Below are 23,933 nucleotides of genomic sequence, written 5' to 3'. Positions count from 1 at the left end.
TTAGTGCGCTGCGCCGAACGGCAGGCCCAGGTACAGGTCGACCGCCGCTGCTTTCTGGTAGGCAGCCGCCGGCAGCGGGCTGTCCGGCGCGATGGTCAGGGCCAGGTTGCGGTTGGTTTCATCCACGCGTGCATCGACCACTTTGCCGCTGAAGTGCTGGTCCACACCGAAGACCTGCATGTCCACCGACTTGACCCGGTTGACATCGGTGAGCTTGTCGAACGGCACGTTGGCGCGCACGAACAAACCCTGGTCCTTGGGCAGCAGGTGCATCAACGGCGCCTCTTTGTAGCCGTAGCCGTCCAGACGCTGGTTGGGGTAGTAGACCGTGCAGTCGCACGGGCTGTTGATCACCGTCTCGATGGTGGCGCGGCCGAGCAGGGTCTGCAGGTCGCCAGGCGACAGGTCGGCGACTGCCTTCATGTCGGCGGGGCTGGTGAAGCTGGTGGCCAACTGCGTGGAAATGCTGGCGATCGGCTGGCCGGCCTTGACCTCGGTGGCATCGGCAGGCAGCAGGTACTTCACATAGCCGTTGTCAGGCATGCTGATGACCTGGGCATTGGTCGCCACTTGCGCCTGTACGGCGGGGATGCGGAAGAACAGCATGTAGCCTTTGTAGCCGACGAAGGCCAGCGCGGCGATCCCGGCAGCGGTATACAGCAGCGTGCCGGTCACGGCCTTCAGGCGTGCACCGGCACCGCGCGGGCTGGCGAACTTGTGCTTGCGCTCCTTGATGTAGTTCTCGCGCTGCATGACGTTGAACAGGCCATTGATGTCGGCGATTTCACCCGACATATAGGCACTGATCAGGTAGCGCAGGATGTCGCGTTTCTGCGCATCCAGCTCGACGAACTGCGCGCCCACTTCGCTGCCGCGTTGCGAGACGATGCGAATCTTGCTGTCGATGTTCAGGTCGACCTGGTTCAGGCGCAGGCGGATCGAGGCGTCGTACAGTGCGCCGACTTTCAGCGGGGCGTCATGGATCAGGCCCAGGCCGCCGAGCGATATATCCTGCAGGGCCACGTCGAAGGGCGCTTGCCCGGCGCTGGACAGGCGCACCCGCGCGTTCATCCGCGTACGCACGTACTGACGCTCGTCGATCGCCTCGTGGACGATGTTGGCCGCTGTTTTGCCCGGGGCCGCGGGGATGTTGGTGGTACTCATGTGCAGGCGCCTTTCCTTAACGTTGCGAGAGTTCGAGAAGAACGGTGATGACCCCGAAGAAGATCGCGATCGACGAGCACAACATCGCCTTCGAGGACCAGCGATTCAGGGTGGCGTCGAAGTCGACGCTGCCGGTGGCCAGGGTGGTCTTTTGTCGCGTCCAGCTCTGCTGGTCCATGTGGAACATGGCGTAGACCTTCATCAGCGAACCGACGATCTGGTTGTAATAAAGAACGAAGGGGTACATCGGGCTGACCGGGTGCCCGGCGAACACGAACAGCACTGTCACCAGGCTGCGCGAGATCAGGACCCAGAACAGGTACACCAGCAGGTACTGAATACCGAAGGCCAGGCCCGCAACCACCGAAGCGGTCAGGCCCATCAGGCAGGTCCACATCGATACGCGCTGGTCAAGCAACACGTACAGGGTGAACAGGCCCAGGCGTGCCCGGCCGAGCAGGGCGGTGGCGCGGAAGTTCTGGCGCAGCGAGTTGCCATACCAGCGGAACATCAGCTGGCGGGTAGCCGTCAGGAAGCTGTCGCTGGGCGGGTGCTCGACGGTCAGGGTGTGGCTATCGGGCACATAGAAGGTGTTCCAGCCAGCGCGCATCAGGCTCAGCCAGCTCGACTTGTCGTCGCCGGTGAGGAACTGGAAGCGGCCCAGGCGCCAGTGCTGGAGAAAGTCGGCTTCCACATCGCGGATGAACTCCGGATCGGTCATCACCTCGGCGCGGAAGAACGACAGTCGCCCGGTCAGGGTCAGCACCCGGTGCGACAGGGCCATCGAGCACATGTTGATGTGGCGCTGGACGAAACGCATGGAGTGCCACTGGCGCATCAGGCGGCTGCCTTCGACCTCGCAGAACTCGTTGGTGGTCAGGCCGCCGACGTCCGGCAGCAGGGCAAACAGCTTGACCGCGCGCTCTACGCAGCCGGGCAGCATCATGGTGTCGCCGTCGACCACGCCAACCACCGCGTCATTGAGCGGCATCTGCCGCGACAAGGCGCGAAACGCATGAGCCAGACCATCGCGCTTGCCGGTGCCGCGGGCGCGCACGATCACCAGCTTGATGTCGTCGCGGTCCTTGACCTCGTTGCGCATGATGTCCTTGATGAACGTCTCGTCGCCTTTTTCGACGATCGAGGCAATTACCGTGCACGGCACTTTCAGCCGTTGCACTTCCTGGAACACCGACTGATAGACCTTGAAGGTGGTCATGGTCGGGATGCGGAAGCTGGTCACCACCATGAACATGTGCGAGGGCAGCGCGGCATCGCCCAGGCGTTCGACCTGGCGGCGCATGCGGGGGAATTTCCAGTGCAGGAAGTACATGCCGCGCAGGTAGTGAACGATGGCGTTGCCATAACGCCACATGCCCAAGGTGCCGATCAGGAAGATGAACAAGTGATGGCTTGGGTCCAGGTACTGCGGCGCGACCATCTCCGAGGCCAGCGCGATCAGTCCGGCGAGGCACGCCCAGCCGAAGAAGCTGGCGCTGGCGCGCAGGTAGCCGGGTGCCACGAAAGAGGGTTGCTGTCGATCCATGTAGCCTTGACTCCAGATGTGCAATACCGGCGCGCCAAGCCGCACAGGCCAGAGCCTGCAGCGGACAGGGCGCTAAGCTGCCGGGTCGGTTACCAGCAGATGCCGTGGTTGTGCTCGTCGCTCACGCCAGGCATGAAGCCGACCAGGTCGATCACCTGCTTGCCATGGCCGGCTTGCAGGGCATTGGCAAACCGTGGGTCGTTGTTGCCCAGCACGATCACATCGGCATTGCCGATCACCTGCTCCAGGTTGCTGTGCAGCAGCGACGAGACATGCGGGATCTTGGCTTCGATGTATTCCTTGTTGGCTCCGTGGACGCGGGCGTACTCGACGTTTTCATCGAAGATGCTCAGCTGGTAGCCTTTGCCGATCAGGCGCTCGGCCAACTCGACCAGCGGGCTCTCGCGCAGGTCATCGGTGCCGGCCTTGAAGGCCAGGCCGAGCATGGCGATCTTGCGCTTGTCCTGGCGCTCGATCAGCTCGAAGGCGTTTTGCACCTGCGAGGCGTTGCTTGGCATCAGCGAGTCGAGCAGCGGGGCGTTTACATCCAGGCTCGCGGCGCGATAGGTGAGGGCGCGCACGTCCTTGGGCAGGCACGAGCCGCCGAAGGCGAAACCTGGGCGCAGGTAGTAACGCGACAGGTTGAGCTTGTGGTCCTGGCAGACCACATCCATGACCTCGCGGCCATCCACGCCGGCGGCCTTGGCGATGTTGCCGATCTCGTTGGCGAAGGTGACCTTGGTCGCGTGCCAGACGTTGCAGGTGTACTTGATCATCTCGGCCACTTCGACCGACTTGCGGATTACCGGCGCATCCAGACCTTTGTACAGCGACTCCAGCAAATCACCCGACTGGGTGTCCAGCTCGCCGATCACGGTCATGGCCGGGAAATCATAATCCTGGATGGCGGTGCTTTCGCGCAGGAACTCAGGGTTGACCGCCACGCCGAAATCGACACCGGCTTTTTTGCCCGAGTGTTGCTCGAGAATTGGCACCACCACGTTCTTCACCGTGCCCGGCAGCACGGTGCTGCGCACCACCACGGTGTGGCGGCTGGCCTTGTCGCGCAGCGCCGTGCCGATTTCCCGGCATACCGCTTCCATGTAGACCAGATCCAGGTCGCCGTTTTTCTTGCTCGGCGTACCCACGCACAGCAGCGACATGTCAGTGGCCAGGATCGCTGCCTGAACGTCGGTGGTGCCACGCAGGCGACCGGTCTTGACGCCATCCTGCAGCAGTTGCTCGAGGCCCGGCTCGACGATTGGCGACTTGCCCTGGTTGATCAGGTCGATCTTTGCCGGGGAAATATCGACCCCCAGCACCTGGTGACCGCGAGCCGACAGGCAACCCGCGCAGACCGCGCCAACATAGCCAAGACCAAAAATACTGATGTTCATAAAACCCTCTCCCTGGGGCACGGCGAAGCCGGCCGAGATACATCGTTCATGAAGTGTTTGGATAGACAGACGCGCAGAATTGAGCCGCGCTCGGAAGTGGCGTAGCAGGCTATTTCTTAGTGGTCTCCCTACAGCCTAAATGGCTTCATATTTTCAATGCAAGCGCTGTTAAACGCCGATGTGAAAATAACTTAATACTTTCGTGTTAAGTTAAAAAAACTGTTTAGAATCAAGAGCTTATAGTTGTTGTTAGTTAGGCGTCAAAAAAATGTAAACGCCCTATATGGCGTTTTACTGGCGCCAAAGCTACGGCGTGGTGGTGCGACAATTGTCGGTAAAAAAAGTGCCGTCTTGGTTCATTATCGAAAGTTGCTGATGGGCTCACTGGGCCGCCGAGGCGCCTATGGTGGCGCAATACTGGCTTGCGACCGAGGTCGGCGATGGGCATAGTGGCCGCCACGTCTGCGCGCGTGCGAAAGCGAAGCGCGCCGCTACTGAAAGGACATTCAGGAGAAACGGGAATATGAACGGACTCGGTACGCGCCTGAGGGAAGAGCGTGAGCGGCTGGGCATGACCCAGCGGGTCTTCGGCGACATCGGTGGGGTGGAGCCGAACGCCCAGGGCAAATATGAGAGCGGTGAGCGGACGCCGCGTGCCGACTACCTGGCCGCACTGGCCGCCAGCGGAGTAGACGCGCTGTATGTGTTGAACGGGGTGCGCACGCCGGCACCGCTGGACTGCCTGAGCGCTGATGAAACCGGCTTGCTGAGCGCTCTTCGGCGTTTGCCAGAGGCTGACAAGGCCGCTTTGCAGCACCTGTTGTTGCGTCTGGCGGGCGAGGCCGTCGGGGGTGAATCGGCCTGGCAGCCACGGCAAAACCGTCAGACGTTTCTGACAGAAGCATTACGCTAGGTCCGCTGTGAAAAATTTTGTTAAGGTGGCGGGATCCAATCGCCCTGTTGACGAGGTGTGTGCTTGATTAGGGTCCTAGTGGTCGATGATCACGATCTGGTGCGAACCGGTATAACGCGCATGCTGGCCGACATCGACGGCCTGCAGGTCGTCGGTGAGGCAGATTCGGGCGAATCGGCGCTCAGACTCGCGCGGGAGCTCAAGCCAGACGTCGTCCTGATGGACGTCAAGATGCCGGGTATCGGTGGCCTGGAGGCGACCCGCAAGCTGTTGCGCAGCCACCCTGACACCAAGGTGGTCGCTGTCACGGTGTGCGAAGAAGATCCGTTCCCGACACGGCTGATGCAGGCCGGCGCTGCCGGTTACCTGACCAAGGGCGCCGGCCTTGATGAAATGGTCCAGGCCATTCGCCTGGCTTTTGCCGGCCAGCGCTACATCAGCCCGCAGATTGCCCAGCAGCTGGCGCTCAAGTCGTTCCAGCCGCAGGGCTCGCCGTTCGATGCGTTGTCCGAGCGGGAAATCCAGATTGCCCTGATGATCGTCGGCTGCCAGAAGGTGCAGATCATCTCCGACAAGTTGTGCTTGTCGCCCAAGACCGTCAATACTTACCGTTATCGAATCTTCGAAAAACTCTCTGTCACCAGTGACGTCGAATTGACCTTGCTGGCCGTTCGCCACGGTATGGTCGACGCAAGCCTTTGATCCCCCATGTCTGAAGTTTTTGATGCCAGCGCGTTTCTTGCGACCTGCAGTGGTCGCCCAGGCGTTTACCGTATGTTCGACGCCGAGGCGCGGCTGCTCTATGTGGGCAAGGCGAAAAATCTCAAGAAGCGTCTGGCCAGTTATTTCCGCAAATCGGGCCTCGCGCCCAAGACCGCCGCGTTGGTCGGGCGCATTGCCCAGGTCGAAACCACCATCACCGCCAACGAAACGGAAGCGCTGCTGCTCGAGCAGAACCTGATCAAGCAGTGGCGACCGCCGTATAACATCCTGCTGCGCGATGATAAGTCCTATCCTTACGTATTCCTCTCGGACGGTGAATTTCCCCGCTTGGGCATTCACCGTGGCGCCAAGAAGGCCAAGGGGCGTTATTTCGGACCCTACCCCAGCGCCGGGGCCATTCGTGAAAGCCTCAGCCTGCTGCAGAAAGCGTTTTCGGTGCGCCAGTGCGAGGACTGCTATTTCGCCAACCGCACCCGGCCGTGCCTGCAATACCAGATCAAACGCTGCAAAGGGCCCTGCACCAACCTGGTCAGCCCTGAGGAATACGCCGAGGACGTACGCCATTCGGTGATGTTCCTCGAAGGTCGCAGCCAGCAACTGGGCAATGAGCTCAATGCTGAGATGGAAAAGGCCGCCATGGCCCTCAACTTCGAGAAGGCCGCCGCCCTGCGCGACCAGATTGGCCTGCTGCGCAGGGTTCAGGACCAGCAGCACATCGAGGGCGGTTCAGGTGACGTCGATGTGGTCGCAGCGTTCGTCAACCCGGGGGGCGCCTGTGTGCACCTGATCAGCGTGCGCGGTGGGCGAGTGCTCGGCAGCAAGAACTTTTTCCCGCAGGTGGGCATCGAGGAGGAAGTGGCCGAGGTCATGGCTGCGTTTCTCTCGCAGTACTACCTGGGCAACGTCGAGCGCGAGCTGCCGAGCGAGCTGATCGTCAATGTGGTGCACGAGGACTTCGAAGCCATCACCGAAGCGCTGCAGACCCTGCGCGGCCGTGAACTGAGCATCAGCCACCGGGTGCGTGGTACCCGGGCGCGCTGGCAGCAACTGGCGGTCACCAATGCCGAGCAAGCGCTCAATGCGCGCCTGGCCAACCGTCAGCACATGGCGGCGCGCTTCGAAGCCCTGGCTGAGGTGCTGGGCCTGGACGAAGTGCCGCAGCGCTTGGAATGCTACGACATCAGCCACTCCAGCGGTGAAGCCACCGTGGCCAGTTGCGTGGTATTCGGCCCGGAAGGGCCGGTCAAGTCCGATTACCGCCGCTTCAACATCGAAGGCGTGACCCCTGGCGACGACTACGCCGCCATGCAGCAGGCCCTGACCCGCCGTTACGGGCGTATCCGCGATGGCGAGGGCAAACTGCCCGACGTGCTGCTGGTGGACGGCGGCAAGGGCCAGCTGAACATGGCCCGCGAGGTGATGCAGGAGCTGGCCTTCACCGACCTGACCCTGCTTGGCGTGGCCAAGGGCGTGACCCGCAAGGCCGGTTTCGAGACGCTTTACCTGAACGATGTCGCCCACGAGTTCACCCTCAAAGGTGACAGCCCGGCGCTGCACCTGATCCAGCAGATCCGCGACGAAGCGCACCGTTTCGCCATCACCGGTCACCGTGCACGGCGCGGCAAGGCCCGGCGCACGTCGACCTTGGAAGACGTCGCAGGTGTCGGCCCCAAGCGTCGCCGCGAGCTGCTGAAACATTTCGGCGGCCTGCAAGAGCTCAACCGCGCCAGTATCGATGAAATCGCCAAAGCGCCCGGCATCAGTAAAAAGCTTGCCGAGTCGATTTATGCCAGCCTGCATAGCGAGTAGAATGCCGGCTCAACCCGCAGCCAGTCGTACCGATGAATATTCCAAATTTGCTCACCGTTCTACGCGTCCTGCTCATCCCGATCTTCATCCTGCTGTTCTACATGCCGTACCACTGGAGTTACCTGGCCGCCAGCACGGTGTTCGCCATCGCTGCCGCCACTGACTGGCTCGACGGCTACCTGGCTAGGCGCCTGCAGCAGAGCACGCCCTTCGGCGCGTTCCTCGACCCTGTGGCTGACAAGTTGATGGTGGCAGTGGCCTTGGTGCTGCTGGTGCAGGTGCATGCGAACTTCTGGCTGACCCTGCCGGCTGCGGTCATCATTGGCCGCGAAATCGTGGTCTCGGCACTGCGCGAGTGGATGGCCGAACTGGGCGCGCGGGCGCATGTGGCGGTCTCCAATCTCGGTAAGTGGAAAACCGCGGCGCAGATGCTGGCCTTGGTGATTCTGCTGGGTAATCCGCCGCTGGTGAGCTTCTGGGTTGTGCTTGGCTATGGTCTGTTGCTAGTGGCGGCAGCGCTGACCTTGTGGTCGATGATTCACTACCTGCTGGCGGCCTGGCCGCACCTGCGCGAAGGCTCCGAGCAGAAATAAACTTTTTTTGAATCAAGGGGTTGACGCCGTTTCAGATATCGCTAGAATGGCACCCATCACGACGCGGGAATAGCTCAGTTGGTAGAGCACGACCTTGCCAAGGTCGGGGTCGCGAGTTCGAGTCTCGTTTCCCGCTCCATATATCGATTTACAGGGCTTCAATGTTCTTTAAATCTTGAAAAAAGACGCTTAGGCGTCTTTTTTCGTTTCAGCTGGAACGTTAAATGTAGGCCCGCAGCGCCGATCTCCGCTATCGCTACCGCTACCGCTACCGCAGGGTGGCACTCGCTACTCTCGCGCAGCTAGTGGCTAACAGCCTGCTGAATGACCTGAGCGAGGCGGTGAGTTTCCAGCTCGCCAGCGTCGCCATCCACATAGCCAAGCAACTCAGTGCTGGCGGCATAATCCCGGAACCTTTCAGGAAGTCGATCGATGATTGCCCGGCTCTCGCGCAGCAGCTCGGTGAGGGAGGGCGTGCGGACTTCACTCAGCGCATCGATTCTTCTGGCTAACCCACAGAGCCAGAGATTTACTTCATGCGCCCTGATATGCGCTTGCCAGCTGACCTGAGCGCTGAAGGGGCGGCGAATCGTACGCGCTAACGTGTTGAAGATTCTCCACAGCTCCTGGACCATCTGCGCTTGCTCCTCATCCTCCAGATAGCGCGTTAGCAAGGCGAGCTCATCGGTGAAGGCTCCATCTGCAGCAAGCTTGAAGTACACGCTTTTACTCTCGGTGAGCGATTCGCGCCACTGGCTCGCCAGCTCGTTGAACCAGACCTTGCATACCTGGGTGCAACTGATGCTTTGCTGCTCCAGCAGGGGCACCAGCAACGATTCGAGGATCCACGGTGTGAGCTGGTGCAACCTGCCCAGGCGTCCTCGCAGCGGTTGCACAAGGTCGTCCAGTTGCTGGTCGGTCAGCGGACCGTCGATAGACTGCACCAGCTTGGTGATCAATGCAGGCTTGATGTCCGCCCCTACATAGTTCGCTTCGTTGATCAGCCAACAAAGTAGCGTTCGCTGAACGCTGGCAGGCCGAACCTGGTCAATCAGGCCAAGCGTTTCAACGCCCCAAGTGCCATCGTTGATAGCGTTCTTGAACGCATCCAGGCCTACCCAGTTGATGATGCTCGACTCACTGCGCAGCAAGGCTTCGATTCGCTCGTGATGCTTGTCGAAACTCAGTGAGAGACAAACAAGCTTCAGCGCCTCGATGACCAGCAGCGTTGGGCGCAAGCCTTTGATGGGGCTGGCACAGACCTCACTTAACCAGTCGACGAGTGCCTGAGGCGCATGAGTCCAGAGCAGCTTGAGCGCGTAGTAGTCACTCCACGCCGTGTCGGGCGGCGAATAGCTGAACGCGTCATGGGGGTTGGCGGCTGACAGCAGCAGTGAAGCGAGTGGCTGTGCGCGGTAGTGCTCAAGGTCCAACAGCGCCTTGCGCGTCCTGGGCTGCAGCGCATCGCGCCGAGCTGGCTCAAGATGCGCGAGCAAGGCGCTCTGCAAGGGCTGCGCGAGAGGCGTTGGGTCAGCTACGTACAGCGGCTCCTGCGAGCAGTGCGCCAGGACGTAGCCAAGCGCGTCCCAGGCCGTGTGGAATTCCTCGAGGGGTAGGCCCTGCGACCAAAACTTGGCGGGTATCTGCTCGAACAGTTTCGGTTCGAGCCGGCCGTCGCTCAACCTGCCTTTTCCATCGAGCTTTGCCATCAGTTCAGCGCCGGACGAGCCTGCAAGTTCTGCATCATCCAGCCACCAGGCGAGCACGTCTCCGGACCTGGGGGCGGCACTGAAACAGGAGCGTTGGTGCAGGGCGTTCGCCTCTGGCTCGTCTGTTGATTCGCTGAACGATGCCGAGTCGAAGATCAGCTTCGCTGACGGCGCATGCTTGCCGTCACCGTGGACCGTGCTCTGCAGGATCTGGTCGCAGTAGTCGAACACCTGCGGCATCACATCCAAAGGGATGGGCGTAGCCAACAGAGGATAGTTGTCGTTGGCGCGCTGGATCGAATTGGACAGTTGATAGCCTGCCAATGGTCGACCGTTGGCGGAGCGGATCAGGATCATTCGATCATGGATCTTGCTCTCTGGAACTGCCAGTACCTTCAACCGTACGTTACCGAAGTAGCCATTGCCCCAGCCTGCGCACTGGTCGAGAAGCTTGCCGATTCGGCCGGGCTTTTGCGCGCCGGCGTTGCCAGGGGCATTCGGCTCTTTTTCAGTGGTAATGATCAGGTAGTCGCCCGTGGCTGTGCCCATTCGGTGCAGCAGTTCGATGCCGACATCTTCCATGAAGGGATCGAACCAGGCGATTTGCGCATCGTGGTGCTTCTCGAAGATCTGACGCAACCACTGCGAAAGCTCAATCCGACTAGTACCGCCACTGTCGCTCAGGGTGAGGAAGAAACGGCCGGTGGACGGCGCTGGGCACAACTGCTTCATGGTGGTTTCAATGGATCTGTTGAGCGCTACCCATGGATCGTCAGCATGCCCTCCAAGCTGGGAGCGTGAGTCGCGCAGTGCTCGGCCTACTCGCGCCGTGGCTTGGAGTTGCGCTTGCTCCTTTGCCGGCACCTGCTTGCTCAACCAGTCGAATCGTCCATTGGCTCGGACAGGCTCGACCACCTGCATATTGAGATTCATGCTGCGCACGAAGTAACTGCCGGTCTGCAGCACCAGGAAGGACACGTCGCCCGAAGCACTGAGCGCGTAGATTTCCAGGGTGAACGATGTGCAAATCTGCTTCTCCAGGGCTTCGAGATTGAAGCGATGCGTGCGGGGGTAGCCTTCATCCTTGCCCAGTCTTGCGGTGTGAGTGGCCAATACGCTGTCGTCGCTATAAGCATTGATCACGACCAATAAATCCGTGGGGTCGCGTGTGAATGCCTCGTACAGAACCAGAGAGGCGTCATCGCCTTTCAAGGTGATGTCGTACCTGCTTTTTTCGGCGCGACTCTGGTTAGGGCTGCAGATGAACTCGAAATCCCCGATCCGCCAGGCATCCAACGCCGTGAAGTCCATTCCTGTGTCTGCGTTCAGACGCTCACATGCGGCTTTCGCTAGCGTCCTATCCAGCCCCTCCAGCATGGCAAACGTCTCTGCTTTGCCGTCGCAGGAGATGGCTGCGCTATCGACGCTGGCATGGGCAGTAGGGCTCAAGCGGCGCGTGCGGAATTGGAACAAGTCCCGCGTCGGCAGGTGCATGACCGGTCGTGCTACCGGTTTCTCCCCGAACAGGAGGCTGCCGAGCTTTTTCTCCACTTTGTCATCAAGGTGGATATCGGCCATTCGACTGGCGCCATGCAGGGTGGTGTTGGCAAACAAGTAATCCAGGAAGATCTTCAGGCGCTGCGTCGAAGTGTGCAACGTGAGGGTATGGGTCCTCGCCCAGCAACCGTCGTAAAGGACCGTTTTAGCGCTGCAGCTGCCGCTCCATTTATGCGATTGATGACAGCCTGCCAGCGAACGAGCATAGAGAAAGCGTAGCTCCGTAGCGCCTGCGCGATCGATCTCGAGAATCCAGAGTTGCGTGGTGGTCGCTTGCTGATCCTGCCCGAAGAGGTCGTGCAATCTGTAGTCTGAAGCCAGGAGATGGAATAGGGTGGTCATAGGGCGTCCTTTTGCGAGAAGTCGGGGACAGGCCCGGAGCCCATTGCCTGTGGGGTAGGTGCGCCGGGTTATGTCAATTTGATATCAGGCTGGAAGGGCAGCAGTTGACGGAGGGCAATGTTGGGAGGAAAAAGGAGCGTTTTATGGGCAGGAATCTTGCCGGACGCTACCGACGAGCCGATCATTCTGACCCTCGAGGAACTCAACTGCCTGCTCGACGGATTTGATCTGTAGCGAAATCGCCCTCATCAAGTTCTGACGCCGCGCTACGTGGCGTGACCCGGTATGACCCGGGGCATGATCTCTCTATCCGATGGCCTTGCGGATGATCCTGTCTAGCCCAAGCAGCTGCTGCTTGAGGCGCTTAATCGCCTGGAGGAATCGGACCAGGCTTACCAAATCCTCATCGTCGACCTGAAAGAACAGATCAAGCTGTTGCGCGACCGTCGCTCTGGGCGCAAGTCCTCATGAAAATGCTAATCGGGCTTCGTCAAAGTGTGAATCTTGCGAGTGGCTGCTGAAGCCACCATGGGATTTGGGTCTGTGGATAGCATGTGCAGAATATCACTTGGAACTTTGGGGTTGCATGCTATTCGGTGCCTTATCGTAGGGTCCGTGTCACCTGCGAGTCGCTCGAATACTAGTCTGCTGAGCTTTCGCTTAGTTGCTATTTTCCAGCGAACATCTATGTCTAGGCTTCGTGATAGGTGATCTACTATGTTGTCGGGAATATTTTTGTTTGCAGCTACGCATCTTTCGAGTTGAGGGTCTTTTCTAAGCACTTCAGTCCACACCTCAGTTGAAGCGGTTTGATGCGCAAATGTGACATCTTCGTCATTATCAGACAGGTTCTTGAATTCTTCGGCGGTATGGATCATTTATTTGCCCTTCTTGTCCTTGCAGCGCATTCCTTTAAGGTTCATCTTTTTTCCGGTGGGACCTTTGTGTTTTCCAGTCATGTAGTCACCATACATATCAGCATCCTCTTGATGTATTAACTGGTCGCCGTACTGTTTCATTACTTTCCAGGTTCATGGAGCCGAGCGCGTTGTAAAAACGCGCGGCGTAAGTGCACTCAAGACCGTAACGAGGAATCCCTTCCAGGTCGCCGCACTAGCTTCCTAGAATCGTGTAGGAAGTTTCGCTAAATACAGCACTTATCGTTTTTATGGGTGTAGCCGAACTTGCTGCGCCTGTCGGCGCAGTGACTGTTGAGTCAAATCAATTCGGCCAGGCCGAGTTATGGCTGCAGCAAAACTTGCAGCGAAGCCAATCCTTGTTCGGTGATGCCGTTTAGTTTGCTGGCAAAGTACATATAGACGCCGGTACAGAACACACCCATGACCGCCCAAAGGGTCCACCAGGGCAGTTGGCGGTTCATGCGATAGTGCCGAGGCGCCACGTTGGTGAACGGGTCGGTCAAGCGTTGTGAGGGATCCTTGGGGTCACAGAGTTCAAGGGAAAGGTCGGGCCTTGGACGTAGGCCGGGAGCGGCGGCAACAGACATACTGCTGGGATCTCTGTTGTTCGCCTACTCCACTTATCGAGTTGGCTAAGCTATGGACGCTGCCGTATGATGCGCTGGCGATCAAGTTTGCCCCGCAAGCGGTTTTCATGCCGTCGAGCGCGACCGGCACTCCGTTTACTCGGTAGGTGTCACTGCCCTCGATGATGGGGAACTCGCCCTTACATAGAGGGCAGAAAACCATGTTGCCTTTGCCAGCAGTAGGTTTTCCATTGAGGTTTGTGTGTGGAATGGACTCAATGACAGTGCCGCCATGGTTCGTTTTGTCTCCGTGTCTAATGATATTTTTCATGTCGTCTATGCATATCTGTAAGTTGTCATAGCTGAAGGAAGAAATTTCCTATTTCCCCGTTGTTTCCAATCTCAAAGTCTGTGCGTAGAAAAAGATATCCCATCCCGTCGGATAGAATTCCTTTTTCGTTCGCAAGGCAAATATCTAGGTCGGCCCCGTAGATAGATATTCGTCTGCGGGAATTTGTAATGGCTATTTCGTGTTGGAGCCATGCGTCTACGCCATCTACTTTAGATGCCAGATTTTCATCGTCATCGATTTCGGGGTTTATGGAGATGCTGGCGCTTCCGCTAGCGGTGATTTGTCGTGCTTCATCAAGGGCAAGTTTGGACTTTGTATATCCCATAACTTTGGCTGGGTTTTGAGTGTTTCTGTTGCTCAAGTAGCTGTAGTGTGTGGATAAGTTTTTGGTATAGGGGATAAAAATGGAAATCCAATAATCGCGCAATGTGTTTTTTTCGATAGCCAGGTTGCGGGAATCGCTATTAAATGACTTAGGGGCTGCCCGTGCGAGTCAACTGGCCATTGAATGTCAGCGGGGAGCCAAGCCTCCGGGCCAACATATGCACAGTTGTCTAGTGCAGAGGCGTCACTGAATATTATTTCGTTGTACATAATCTTCCTCATTAAGGGCAGCAGCAGGTCAAGCTGCTTAGGAATAGATTGGATTGATTTCGCAGCTTTCTCGCTTGAGACGCAGAAATTCCTGACTGTCGAAGAGCTCCTTGCCATACATCCATTTGTCGTTTCGATGGTGTTCCGGTTATGGTGTCGAAGGGGCATTGAGGTCCCGTTTCACTGATCTGAACGTTGAAGTCCGAGCAGGAAGCCCTGCCCGGAACCGCATGGTTAAATCAGACAGCCGCTGCCGCTTCTAGAGGTTTACGCCAGTCATCAGAGCCTGCTGTGCTTGCAGTGATGTGCTCCCATTCAATAGCCCGGTAGGCCATCGACACTTTGAAGAATTGGGTGAAGTCGCTGTTGCCCTTGTCCTGGACGTGCGGCATTTTAAGATCGATATTGACGATTACCGCGTCAGTCAGTTTGGTGGTGAAGAACCGCTCCTGCATACCCTCGACAGATGTCCGATACCAGCTGAGTTCCACTGTAGGCAGCATTTCGCCGCTGGACAGTGCGGTATAAAGTAGAGGTACGGCTTTGTTGAGCGAGCAGGTGAACACCAGAGGCCCGTGCACACGCTGTCCTGCTGGCTGACCACTTTGCGGGTCTGTTGGAACGGTGATGCGGTGATCGACCTCTTGAACCAGAATCTGATCCTCATGGCCTTGAACGTAGATATTGCCGACCGAGTCGCCAGTGAAGGCGCCTGCGGTGATGTTGCCTTGGGTCTTGCCTTCGATGGATATGTAAGCGGGTGTTGGCATGGCAGTTTCTCCTGCGTCCATGTGGATAAAGCACGCGCACGAGGTGGCGTGGCCATCGGGAACGATGGGCTTGTCAACAAAGCGAATGCCTCGTCAATTCGTTGAATTCCGTTACGCCGGATTGCGGCGGGCTACTGCTGCAGAATGCCGTTGAGCGACGCCAACACTTCGGTGGTGATCAGGTGCAGGCGGTAGCTGTAGATGCCGTAGGCTACCGCCATGGCAAAGGCGGAGATCACCAACGGGCTCCACCACGGCCATTGCCGGTTCATGCGGAAGTTGCGTGGGGCCACGTTTGTGTAGGGGTCGCAGACATGCTCTGGCGCCGGTCCGCGAAGCTCGCGGATGATCTCGTGGAGCTGGTGGATCAAGGCGTTCAAGGATTCTTCGCCCTTCGGGGCGATGGCGTATTTGCCCTTGAGGCCTAGGCACAGCGCGAAGTACATGAATTCCAGTACGTCCTGGTAGCGGGCGGGTTCAAGCATCAGGCGGGAGAGCACGGTGAAGAATTTCTCGCCACCCCAGGTTTCGTCGTGGAAGATGCTGAGCAGGGGTTCCTGGCTCCAGCAGCTGGCTTTGCCCCAGGGCCGCTCCATCACCGCTTCATCGATAAGCAGGCACAGGCCGTACGTGTACGCCAATACTTGGGTGACCTCGTAGCCGTGCTGGTGCATCTCTTCGCGGATGTTTTCGACTTGAGTGCGCACTTGCTGGTGCACTTCCTTGATGTTGGGCAACCTGTCCAGGGTCCGCAGGCGGATGACCAGACCCAACAGCGGGACGGCGGCGTCCAGCATGCGATTGGCATAGCCGCCGCGAAGCTGGAAATCAGGGTCGGCGGGATATCCCGAGGGCGGCGTATCCGCGTCATGTGCCTGGCCGTTGCCGTGATGCCAACTTGAGGCGGCTGACTCGTCGGCTGACACGTGCTCGATAAGACGCCGCAATTGATGTTTGGTGTGCCGGTCGTCATTGCCGCCAGCAGTGCCGATCCTGTCCAATTCATTCACTCCTTATCGCCCAGAACTGCAGCTCAAGCCCCGGGAATTCGCCGGCAATGTGCAGACCGAAGCCGTTTGAGTGCTTCATCGGTGCCCACGCCGAATCACGCCGGTCCAGCTCGAAGTAGATGAAGCCTGCGTGGAAAGGCAGGTCGCGTGGGGCCACTGGCAGCGCCGTCAGAGGAATGCCAGGCAGTTGCAGCGGTACCGCCTCGGCCAACGACTCCAGCGAGACGACTTTGGCTTTCTGCACGAACATCTGGCGCAAGGTCTGCGCCGGTAGATCGGCGCTTACTGCCAAGATGAAATCGGCATGATCGATCAAGCGACGGTCTTCCAGCGTGGCCGTCATCACACCGTAATCCAGCGTCTGCAAGGGCAACGATACGGCTCGGGGCTGCAGCACGGTGCTCAGCGCGCGGCGCAAGGTGTCTTGCAACGGCTTGAACGATGCGCGTAATGCGTTGTGCTGATAGGCGGGGCAGTGCTGTGGCAGCCGGCTCTCGTCGGTAAAAGTGACGAACTCGCCGCAGGCTTGGCTCATGTGCAGATAGAGCTGCTCCGGGTGGGTCTGGCCCTGACATGCCAGGTGCTGGAAACACGGCCACCACCGGTTCATGGCCTGCAGCAGGTTGAAATCGCGGACGTCGGCGATACCCGATTGGCCGGACGCGCCGATGCGGGCAGCGAGGTTGCGTGCGCGTTCGCGCAGGGTGTGGGTGATCTCCTCCAAGAAGCGTTGCAGCGCAGGTATGGCGCGCACTGAAACGCTGGTGGGATAGAAACGTTCATCCAGTTGCAGGCTGCCATCGGGGCGCCGCTCCAGAATTCGAGCCAAGGCCAGGCGGGTGTAGGCGCTGCTGTCGTCGGCCTTGCGTTTGAGCTGCAGGTTGGGCACTGCCAGGTCGACCTGGACCAGGTCACCGTCAGCGCTGTGGGTATCCTTGATTTCATGGGCCTGGGCGCTGTAACGGAAGTTGGCAGCATCGTCGGGCCAACTCACTTCGCGACCGCCTTCGGTACGCAGCGGTAGGCACAGGTAGATCTCGCTGTCGTTGGCGCCGTCGTCTTCGATCTCCAGGGGTGGCGGTGGTGGCAGGTCTGCCGGGATATCGAACACCGTGCCGTCCGGCATGATGCCGCGCGCACGGGTTATCGCGATTTTGCCGAGGCTCAGGTATTCGTCGTTCAACTGCAGTTCGCTGAACCCGTAGAACGCTGCATTGAGGCTGCCGAGGCGCTGGTGCAGGGCCGCTTCGCTGGCTCGAGCCGCTTGTTGGAAATGCTGCGGTTTGACGAACAGGCCTTCAGGCCATAGGACAGGGTTACGTGAGCTCATGAGCGCTCCGTGTCAGCGTGAGTAAGTAGTGCCATCAGTCTTCTTCCTTGAGCAGGACCTGCGTGTCGTTGAGCAGTACCGACAGGATGATCTGGTGGCCGCGGGGGGGAATGCGCAGCACTTGGCTCCAGGTGGCGTTTTCCTGGTTGCGGTAGTCGGCAATGACTGCGACGAACCGGGTTTCGGACTCGATTGGCGCAAAGGGGATGAACTTGAATTGGCCAGGACTCACCAGGTAGTCGTCAGCGCGCACGTAGGTGCTGCGCAGGGCCTTGGCCGGGTCTGCTTCCAACAGCTGGTAGACGCTGTTGCGCAGCAGTGAGTCGTCGCGCAGCTGCAGGATCTTGATGGCCATGGGCGTAGCGACAGGCTCGCTGGCTACGGTGGTCGTCTGGGGTAGGGTCAGCACCACGGTCGGGTCTTCGTAGCGCCCAGGCGAGCTCTCTTCCATGGGCGAGCGCGCCGGTTGATCGTCCTCGATTACCGGCATCGCGATGGGCGACATTGCCGGGAACTGTTCCTGAAGGTATGCGAACAGGGTTCCGACCTTCTCGGTCAACGCGTAGGGATCGCCCGCGCTCAAGCTGACCGCGTAGGGGCTAGGTTCCACTGCACCTAGCTGCTGCTCAACCGGCACCTCGACGCTGTGAGGGTTACCGTTGAGCGTCGCGCTGGCGTTGATGCTGAACGCAACCTGGGTGGGGTGTTCATTGGGTGGCCCGACGGGCACCGAGGGATCTTTGATCACCTGGCCGATTTTGCTCAGGGACGTGCAGCCCGAAAGCCCTATCGCCACAGTCAGCAGACCGGCCATGAATGAATGACGCGTCATGGGTGTGCTCCCACTTCCACGGCCTGCAAAGGATCGACTTGCTCGGTGCGCTTGACTGCCACGGCATCCAGCGCGGCCAGAGGGTCACTGCCGACACCTGGGTCGAAGGCCGAGCAGATTTCAACAGCGAACTCGCGGGTGGCTGGGGCGGCTTGCCGGGCTGCGGCCGGTACATCGTGTAGCCAGTGATCAAGGGATCGCTGATCAGGGCTGAACATATCCTCCAGTGAGCGCGTATCCGCCTGCGAGAGCTGAACGAGTAGCCGTAAAGCGCCAATGCGCAGTTGGTCACCGTCGAGCAATCGCCTGGTATTGAGCGGTCCCATGCTGTCAAGGTTGCCGTTCAGGTAAGTGCGCTGGCAGCGGTCGATGATGCAGAAATCACCCTCGATCCAGCGAATCTCGCAGTGGATCGGCGCAACAGTCTGATCACGATCATCGATCAGCCAGGTGGCTCCCGCGCTGCCGATGGTGCCGCCGGAGTCATCGAACTGGTGCCGGGCCGTGGCGTTGTGCTTCAACTGCCCAAGGTTGCTGATGTTCAAGGTCAATAGGCTCATGAGCGCCCCCGAAACCGCACGACCGGAGCGATCTGGCCATGGCGGTCATTGACGAAACTGGTCCAGCCCAGCAGAGCACCTTGGTTGGGGTGCAGGCAGAAGGCCGACAGGGCGTTCTGCTCGAGGCGAAGCTCCAGGTCGTAGGCCAGGGCGTCGCGCAACAGGAAGTCGATCAATGCACGCAAACGATTGAAGTTGATGCCACTTGGCAGCAGGTCACGCAGCTGCTCCTGGTCGAGCTCACTGATCACGATGGTGAACTTGCTGCTGCGGGTTCGCGTGCGGCTGCCGACCATGAAAGCGCTGCCCAGCTCGCCATTGCTGCGGCCCAGGCTTACCAGTTGCTGGGCGGTGGTGGGCACCAGGCGGGTTTCGAACTCGCGAATCTGCACCTGTTTCAGGTCGAAGCAGTGAGCGATGATGCCGGCGACGGTGCCGGGCGCACGGCTGCGGCTGGCGATGAGGCCGGCGAAGCTGAGCAGGCGGCTCCAGGGCAGCGCCGTGTCGCCGCGCAGCTGTTTGTCGTTCAAACCGAGCAGGGCAAAGATGTACTGCGAAAATCCATCGCTGGCACCTGGCTGGAAGCGAATGTAGTAACGGTATTTGCGCCAGATGCGGTGTAGCAGGCTGAGCAGGTAGTGATTGAAGAAATCGAAGAACGCCGGCCGCACACCGATGCCCTGTGCGTGCTCGTACGCTACCTGGTCCAGGTAATAGGAGGGCAGCGGCGAATCGGTGCCGTGCACGCCCATAAACGTGGTGCACACGCGGTAGCGGTCCGCGTCCCCAGGCATGCGTTCGGCTTTGTATACGTCCGAAACCGGGAAGGTCAGCCGCGGATCGCTGGCCAGCCGTACGCGCAGCCGTGTGGCCTGGTCCGGCCAGCGCGGTTCCAAGTCATCGCCGTGCAAGCCGTGCAGGCGCTCCAGCAACTGGAAGAAGTTGTACTGGTGTGCGTCGGCGAGCAGCTTGTCGGCTAGATCAGCGGTTGCTTGCCGGTCTGAATGGGCCATGTGTAACGCTCGTTGTTGGTGGTATTGATCACTTCCAGTTGATGGAAGGAATTGATGCTGGCGTACAGGGCAAAGAAGTGCGCGAGCACGCAGCCGAACAGGTACAGGTCGCCCTCGCAGACGAATGCGGCCTGATCCAGCTTTAGTCGGGTGCGCAGTCCACGAATGGGCTGGCCTTTGATCAGCCAGTCCAGGGGTTCTGTCTGAATATCCCGAATGCCTTCGAGGCGCTTATGGGTGGTGCGCGTCTGCTGCAGGTCATGCAGGGCCACGAAGTCATAGGCGCGAATCACCGCTTTCAGCGTCTCGGCTGAAAGCAGCGACAGGTAGTTGAGCGACATGTTGGAGATCAGGGCCCACTGCAGCTGACCGTCGAGTACCGGCCGGTAGGGGCGGGTTGGTGGACAGATATTGGTGTACGTCACCAGAGGTGGTGTGGCTTCAGTGAGCGCATTGATGTCATCGATGCCCAGCGCCAGTGGCAGGTCGCGGTTGGTGCAGGTCAGGTCGATGGAGGCGGTTTCCAGCTCGCCGATGTAAGCATTGGCATCCGCTCGCACGAAGGCGATGCGGTGCGCGACGCCATCACCCCGCAGCGAGTCCTCGAGGCTGTAGCGGTAGTACAAGGCCGTGCGCCCTTGCACATGCTCGATCTCATGGGCGAAGGATTCGAACGGGCGGAAGGTGCGCAGCTGTTCGCCGGTACTTCCGTCTGTTGTCGTGCGGGTGCTGATCACCCGATCGACACTGAAGATTTCATAGGCGTGCCGCTCTTTACCTCGGGGTGTGAGGTCAGCAGGGGCGTGCCGGTTGGAGAGGTCGATCGGTTCGGCGCTGTGGCTGAACAGGTTTATTGCTGGAGTGCAGAACAGGCTGAAATCCCCCTTGCCGATACGCAGCGAATCAGGGAGCTGGCGGGTGAAATGAAGCTCAAGGCCCACCCGCCTAGGGGCTTGATCGAGCCAGACGTTTTGCAGCCCTGTTACGCTGAAGAAGTGGAAGCGCTTTGGAAATACAAAGTACTCCTGCAAGATCCGGTAGCCGTCGAAGACGTTCTGCGGGTAAGGCAGCAGCCCCTCGTTCGAGCTGAAGCCTGGGAATAGAATGCTGCTGGCTGGCAGCCGGCGGATCTCCCCATTGATCGTCACGACGACATGCCTGAGGTACTGAGCGATCCACAGATACAGGGTGCGTGCAGTCTGGGTGTCACCGCTCAGGTGAAAATCCAGGCTGTCGCAACCAAGGGTGTTCAATGGTCGTTCGACCAAGGTGCCGAGGTCGATGCACACCACCGAACTATCGAGCGTCTGGGTGGCGCTCACCGATTCGATCTCGAACGGATGGATGTCGACCGCCATGCAGGTGCGAAACTCGCAGGGCACGCCGTCCACCGGTTTGGAGAACAGCTGTGCGCCTTTGGCGATACGTTGCGACTGACTGAGCGCTTGCTTGCGTGGCGTGAACTGGATGATCGTGGCGCTCGGCAGCGGACGCAGGTAATTGGGCCACAGCAGCTGCAGCATGGGGTGTGTCAGCTCCGGCAGGTCATCCTCCAACTTCAGGCGCAGCTTGGCCGTGAGAAAGGCAAAGGCTTCCATCAGGCGTTCGACATCCGGGTCGCTGCCACCCTTGCCTAGGAGACGGGCAAGCTGTGGGTTGTCTTTGGCGAAGTCGTTCCCCAGCTCATGCAGGTAACGCATCTCTTCGCTGAATCGATCCTTGAGTGACATCGGTCACCTCACTCGGGTGTGGCCGCTATGGCCGTTTACCAGCAGCTCCAGTTGCAGCTGCTCCTTCTGGTTGTTGACCTGAACGTGGCAGTCCAGCCTGAAGTGCAATTCCAGCGGGGCATGACAATCGGGCATGGCGTTGAGCGAACGTACGTGCACGCGCGGCTCGAAGCGCCGGATGGTGCGGTGGATGTCGGCGCTCACCTGCTTCAGCAAGTCGCCACTGCTAGCGTCGTGCCCGTTGAAATCACGCAGGCCCAGCTCAGGGCTGCTTTGTGAGCAGCCCTGACGGGCGTTGAGCAGTGTTTCCAGGTGGCGCTTGATGGCGGCGAATTTCTCGGCGGCGTTCTCTTGCCGAGAAGGTGTGCGGTTGGCGAGCTGATCCGTCATCAAGCGATCAAAAAATCCACTCATTGGGTATCGAGCCGGCCGACCAGGGAAATCTCGAAATTCGCGCCCATGTATTTGAAGTGCGGGCGCACGGCAAGTGAAACCTGGTACCAGCCAGGATCGCCGGCCACGTCGGACACCTCGACTTTCGCCGCGCGCAACGGACGGCGGCTGCGTACATCGGCTGACGGGTTCTCCTGGTCGGCGACGTACTGCTTGATCCACTTGTTGAGCTCGGATTGCAGATCCTTGCGCTCTTTCCAGCTGCCGATCTGCTCGCGCTGCAGCACCTTGATGTAATGGGCCAGGCGGTTGACGATGAACAGGTAGGGCAACTGGGTGCCGAGCTTGTAGTTGGTCTGCGCTTGCAGCCCTTCGGGGGTTTTGGGGAAGGTCTTCGGTTTCTGTATCGAGTTGGCCGAGAAGAAGGCAGCGTTGTCGCTGTCCTTGCGCATGGTCAGGGCGATGAAACCTTCTTCGGCCAACTCGAACTCCTTGCGGTCGGAGATCAGGACTTCGGTAGGAATCTTGGCCTGCAGCTGCCCCAGGGATTCGTACAGGTGCACCGGCAGGTCCTCGACGGCACCGCCCGACTGCGGGCCGATGATGTTCGGGCACCAGCGGTAGCGGGCAAAGCTGTCGTTGATGCAACTGGCCAGCAGGAAGGCAGAGTTGCCCCACAGGTAGTTGTCGTGCTTGCCGTCGATGTTCTCGTAGTAGTGATAGCTCTGGACGGGGTTTTCTTGCGGGTGATAGGCCGAGCGGAGCATGAAGCGTGGTCCGGTCAGGGCGGCATGGCGGGAATCTTCACTTTCACGGAATGCCCGCCACTTGGCATGTCGTGGTCCGGCGAAAATGTCCTTGATTTCCTTCAGGTTGGGCAGCTCTTCGAAGCTGCTCAGGTTGAAGAACTCAGGGGATGGGGCTGCGAGGAAAGGCGCGTGCGACATGGCACCGATAGAAGCCATGTAACTCAGCAGTTTGATATCGGGGGAGGAGGGCCCGAAGTTGTAGTTGCCAACCATGGCCGCAACGGGCTCACCACCAAATTGACCATAGCCGGCGGTGTACACGTGTTTGTACATACCGCTGCAGGTGATATCGGCGGCATTGTCGAAATCATCGAGCAAGTCTTCCTTGCTGACATGCAGAACTTCGAGCTTGATGTTCTCGCGAAAGTCCGTCCGGTCGACCAGAACTTTGAGGCTGCGCCACGAAGACTCAAGCTGTTGGAACGCTGGCTGATGCAAGATGCTATCCATCTGCTTGCTCAGTGCCCGGTCCAGTTCCGCAATCATCTGATCGACGCGATGCTTATTGATTAGTTGATCTGGATCATTGCTTTTGAGTATTTCCGTAATAAAGGCAGAGACACCCTGGCGAGCGACCTGATAGCCCTCTTGCGCGGGCGCTAGTTTGGTTTGCGCCATGATCTGGTCGAGCAAGGTAACATTGCTCAATATCTCGCCCGTTGTTTCAACGGCGACAGTAGTGCTGGTTCGCTGTGGCATGGGACGCTCCGTTGTCTCAGTCTTCTTGGGGTGCCTCAAGCACCAGGTCCAGTTCTTTGGCGAGTTGCTTGCGCGCATGCTCGTCGTTCAGCAAATCCTGCAGCTGCTTGCGGAACGTGGGCACGTTGCCCAGCGGGCCCTTGAGGGCGACCAAGGCCTCGCGCAGCTCCAGCAGCTTGTTCAGTTCAGGTACCTGGCGGGCGATGCGGTCGGGTCCGAAGTCGCTGATCGACCTGAACTGCAGGTTGACTGCCAATTCCGCATCCGGAGCCGCGCTGAGCGTGGACGGTACCGACATGGCGAGGCTGACATCGGCGTCGTTAAGCACGCTGTTGAAGGTGTGTTTATCGATGCGCATGACCGGCCGGTCTTCCAGCGCACGGGCATCGCTCAGGCCGAAATCGCCCATCACCAGCATCTTGTGCGGCAGCTCTACTTCGGCCTTCTCATCACCGGTGGCGGGTACGTACTTGATATTGATGCGCTCTTTGGGTGCAACCGATCCTGTGGATTTTGACATCGCAGAATCTCTCCTTGGTTTTGTGGGCGTAGTTCCTGGTAGTTGCGTAAGGGCTTCGATTTAGTTGTGTAGGAAACTTCTT

20 protein-coding genes, 1 tRNA gene and 1 pseudogene are annotated in these 23,933 nt (G+C 59.3%); 5 read left to right on the top strand and 17 right to left on the bottom strand.

Features of this window, described 5'->3' with window-relative positions; genetic code table 11:
• The 3 genes from FS665_RS10855 to FS665_RS10845 all read right to left on the bottom strand — a co-directional run bounded on the left by FS665_RS10855 (window position 1) and on the right by FS665_RS10845 (window position 4,107).
• Window positions 1–1,164 (bottom strand): PilZ domain-containing protein, encoded by a 1,164-nt coding sequence (locus FS665_RS10855; RefSeq protein WP_145187497.1) that lies wholly within the window; start codon window positions 1,162–1,164, stop codon window positions 1–3.
• A gap of 16 nt (window positions 1,165–1,180) precedes the next feature.
• Window positions 1,181–2,710, bottom strand: a complete 1,530-nt coding sequence (locus FS665_RS10850) for a glycosyltransferase (protein ID WP_178108326.1) — start codon at window positions 2,708–2,710, stop codon at window positions 1,181–1,183.
• A gap of 89 nt (window positions 2,711–2,799) precedes the next feature.
• Entirely contained in the window at window positions 2,800–4,107 is a 1,308-nt protein-coding gene (locus FS665_RS10845) for a nucleotide sugar dehydrogenase (RefSeq protein WP_145187494.1), read from the bottom strand.
• Between the two features lie 523 nt (window positions 4,108–4,630).
• On the opposite strand from FS665_RS10845, the gene FS665_RS10840 reads away from it, so the two are divergent.
• The 5 genes from FS665_RS10840 (at window position 4,631) to FS665_RS10820 (ending at window position 8,284) form a co-directional block, all read left to right on the top strand.
• A complete protein-coding gene (locus FS665_RS10840) occupies window positions 4,631–5,020 on the top strand; it encodes a helix-turn-helix domain-containing protein (RefSeq protein WP_145187491.1) in 390 nt (129 codons plus the stop codon).
• Between the two features lie 63 nt (window positions 5,021–5,083).
• The gene (uvrY, locus tag FS665_RS10835; protein WP_145187488.1) at window positions 5,084–5,722 is read left to right on the top strand and encodes a UvrY/SirA/GacA family response regulator transcription factor; all 639 of its coding nucleotides are present in this window, start codon (window positions 5,084–5,086) and stop codon (window positions 5,720–5,722) included.
• A gap of 6 nt (window positions 5,723–5,728) precedes the next feature.
• A complete protein-coding gene (gene uvrC / locus FS665_RS10830; protein WP_145187485.1) occupies window positions 5,729–7,552 on the top strand; it encodes an excinuclease ABC subunit UvrC in 1,824 nt (607 codons plus the stop codon).
• A gap of 32 nt (window positions 7,553–7,584) precedes the next feature.
• Window positions 7,585–8,145 (top strand): CDP-diacylglycerol--glycerol-3-phosphate 3-phosphatidyltransferase, encoded by a 561-nt coding sequence (gene pgsA, locus FS665_RS10825; protein WP_145187482.1) that lies wholly within the window; start codon window positions 7,585–7,587, stop codon window positions 8,143–8,145.
• 63 nt (window positions 8,146–8,208) lie between these two features.
• Window positions 8,209–8,284: transfer RNA gene (locus tag FS665_RS10820), tRNA-Gly, on the top strand.
• Between the two features lie 163 nt (window positions 8,285–8,447).
• Here the strand turns inward: FS665_RS10820 and FS665_RS10815 are convergent.
• From FS665_RS10815 to tssB, 14 genes and pseudogenes are all read right to left on the bottom strand, one after another.
• Complete coding sequence (locus FS665_RS10815; RefSeq protein ID WP_145187480.1) at window positions 8,448–11,753, bottom strand: VPA1262 family protein; 3,306 nt, start codon at window positions 11,751–11,753, stop codon at window positions 8,448–8,450.
• A 1,240-nt stretch (window positions 11,754–12,993) separates the two neighbouring features.
• Window positions 12,994–13,176 (bottom strand): DotU family type IV/VI secretion system protein, encoded by a 183-nt coding sequence (locus tag FS665_RS10810; RefSeq protein ID WP_145187477.1) that lies wholly within the window; start codon window positions 13,174–13,176, stop codon window positions 12,994–12,996.
• Window positions 13,177–13,309: 133 nt separating this feature from the next.
• Window positions 13,310–13,570, bottom strand: a pseudogene (locus FS665_RS10805) (PAAR domain-containing protein); the annotation flags it as partial.
• Between the two features lie 25 nt (window positions 13,571–13,595).
• A complete protein-coding gene (locus tag FS665_RS10800; protein ID WP_145187475.1) occupies window positions 13,596–14,018 on the bottom strand; it encodes a hypothetical protein in 423 nt (140 codons plus the stop codon).
• Between the two features lie 406 nt (window positions 14,019–14,424).
• Complete coding sequence (locus tag FS665_RS10795; RefSeq protein WP_145187472.1) at window positions 14,425–14,955, bottom strand: Hcp family type VI secretion system effector; 531 nt, start codon at window positions 14,953–14,955, stop codon at window positions 14,425–14,427.
• Between the two features lie 131 nt (window positions 14,956–15,086).
• Entirely contained in the window at window positions 15,087–15,956 is an 870-nt protein-coding gene (gene icmH / locus FS665_RS10790) for a type IVB secretion system protein IcmH/DotU (protein WP_145187469.1), read from the bottom strand.
• Window position 15,957: 1 nt separating this feature from the next.
• Window positions 15,958–17,295, bottom strand: a complete 1,338-nt coding sequence (gene tssK, locus FS665_RS10785; RefSeq protein ID WP_145187466.1) for a type VI secretion system baseplate subunit TssK — start codon at window positions 17,293–17,295, stop codon at window positions 15,958–15,960.
• A gap of 34 nt (window positions 17,296–17,329) precedes the next feature.
• Window positions 17,330–18,127, bottom strand: coding sequence for a type VI secretion system lipoprotein TssJ (gene tssJ / locus FS665_RS10780; protein ID WP_145187463.1), 798 nt, complete (start codon window positions 18,125–18,127; stop codon window positions 17,330–17,332).
• Complete coding sequence (locus FS665_RS10775; protein WP_145187460.1) at window positions 18,124–18,687, bottom strand: FHA domain-containing protein; 564 nt, start codon at window positions 18,685–18,687, stop codon at window positions 18,124–18,126. The genes tssJ and FS665_RS10775 overlap by 4 nt, the downstream gene beginning before the upstream one ends.
• A complete protein-coding gene (gene tssG / locus FS665_RS10770) occupies window positions 18,684–19,700 on the bottom strand; it encodes a type VI secretion system baseplate subunit TssG (protein ID WP_145187457.1) in 1,017 nt (338 codons plus the stop codon). The genes FS665_RS10775 and tssG overlap by 4 nt, the downstream gene beginning before the upstream one ends.
• On the bottom strand, window positions 19,664–21,430 hold the full coding sequence (gene tssF / locus FS665_RS10765) for a type VI secretion system baseplate subunit TssF (protein ID WP_145187454.1): 1,767 nt from the start codon (window positions 21,428–21,430) through the stop codon (window positions 19,664–19,666). The genes tssG and tssF overlap by 37 nt, the downstream gene beginning before the upstream one ends.
• A 3-nt stretch (window positions 21,431–21,433) precedes the next feature.
• Entirely contained in the window at window positions 21,434–21,844 is a 411-nt protein-coding gene (gene tssE / locus FS665_RS10760; protein WP_145187451.1) for a type VI secretion system baseplate subunit TssE, read from the bottom strand.
• A complete protein-coding gene (gene tssC / locus FS665_RS10755) occupies window positions 21,841–23,331 on the bottom strand; it encodes a type VI secretion system contractile sheath large subunit (protein ID WP_145187448.1) in 1,491 nt (496 codons plus the stop codon). The genes tssE and tssC overlap by 4 nt, the downstream gene beginning before the upstream one ends.
• 16 nt (window positions 23,332–23,347) lie before the next feature.
• Window positions 23,348–23,851 carry a type VI secretion system contractile sheath small subunit gene (tssB, locus tag FS665_RS10750; protein WP_145187445.1) on the bottom strand — a complete coding sequence of 168 codons (504 nt, stop codon included), beginning with the start codon at window positions 23,849–23,851 and terminating at the stop codon, window positions 23,348–23,350.
• Between the last annotated feature and the right edge of the window lie 82 nt (window positions 23,852–23,933).

The organism is Pseudomonas sp. URMO17WK12:I11 (genome assembly GCF_007677725.1).
GTDB lineage: Bacteria > Pseudomonadota > Gammaproteobacteria > Pseudomonadales > Pseudomonadaceae > Aquipseudomonas.
This window is presented reverse-complemented; position numbering and strand designations above follow the sequence as displayed.

Excerpts from the sequence above, each read along its gene's own strand:
- tssF (WP_145187454.1), bottom strand. The coding sequence starts at position 21,430 with ATGTCACTCAAGGATCGATTCAGCGAAGAGATGCGTTACCTGCATGAG.
- pgsA (WP_145187482.1), top strand. The coding sequence starts at position 7,585 with ATGAATATTCCAAATTTGCTCACCGTTCTACGCGTCCTGCTCATCCCG.
- FS665_RS10775 (WP_145187460.1), bottom strand. The coding sequence starts at position 18,687 with ATGAGCCTATTGACCTTGAACATCAGCAACCTTGGGCAGTTGAAGCAC.
- tssJ (WP_145187463.1), bottom strand. The coding sequence starts at position 18,127 with ATGACGCGTCATTCATTCATGGCCGGTCTGCTGACTGTGGCGATAGGG.
- tssG (WP_145187457.1), bottom strand. The coding sequence starts at position 19,700 with ATGGCCCATTCAGACCGGCAAGCAACCGCTGATCTAGCCGACAAGCTG.
- tssE (WP_145187451.1), bottom strand. The coding sequence starts at position 21,844 with ATGAGTGGATTTTTTGATCGCTTGATGACGGATCAGCTCGCCAACCGC.
- FS665_RS10815 (WP_145187480.1), bottom strand. The coding sequence starts at position 11,753 with ATGACCACCCTATTCCATCTCCTGGCTTCAGACTACAGATTGCACGAC.
- uvrC (WP_145187485.1), top strand. The coding sequence starts at position 5,729 with ATGTCTGAAGTTTTTGATGCCAGCGCGTTTCTTGCGACCTGCAGTGGT.
- FS665_RS10795 (WP_145187472.1), bottom strand. The coding sequence starts at position 14,955 with ATGCCAACACCCGCTTACATATCCATCGAAGGCAAGACCCAAGGCAAC.
- FS665_RS10855 (WP_145187497.1), bottom strand. The coding sequence starts at position 1,164 with ATGAGTACCACCAACATCCCCGCGGCCCCGGGCAAAACAGCGGCCAAC.
- tssK (WP_145187466.1), bottom strand. The coding sequence starts at position 17,295 with ATGAGCTCACGTAACCCTGTCCTATGGCCTGAAGGCCTGTTCGTCAAA.
- tssC (WP_145187448.1), bottom strand. The coding sequence starts at position 23,331 with ATGCCACAGCGAACCAGCACTACTGTCGCCGTTGAAACAACGGGCGAG.
- FS665_RS10845 (WP_145187494.1), bottom strand. The coding sequence starts at position 4,107 with ATGAACATCAGTATTTTTGGTCTTGGCTATGTTGGCGCGGTCTGCGCG.
- FS665_RS10840 (WP_145187491.1), top strand. The coding sequence starts at position 4,631 with ATGAACGGACTCGGTACGCGCCTGAGGGAAGAGCGTGAGCGGCTGGGC.
- FS665_RS10850 (WP_178108326.1), bottom strand. The coding sequence starts at position 2,710 with ATGGATCGACAGCAACCCTCTTTCGTGGCACCCGGCTACCTGCGCGCC.
- tssB (WP_145187445.1), bottom strand. The coding sequence starts at position 23,851 with ATGTCAAAATCCACAGGATCGGTTGCACCCAAAGAGCGCATCAATATC.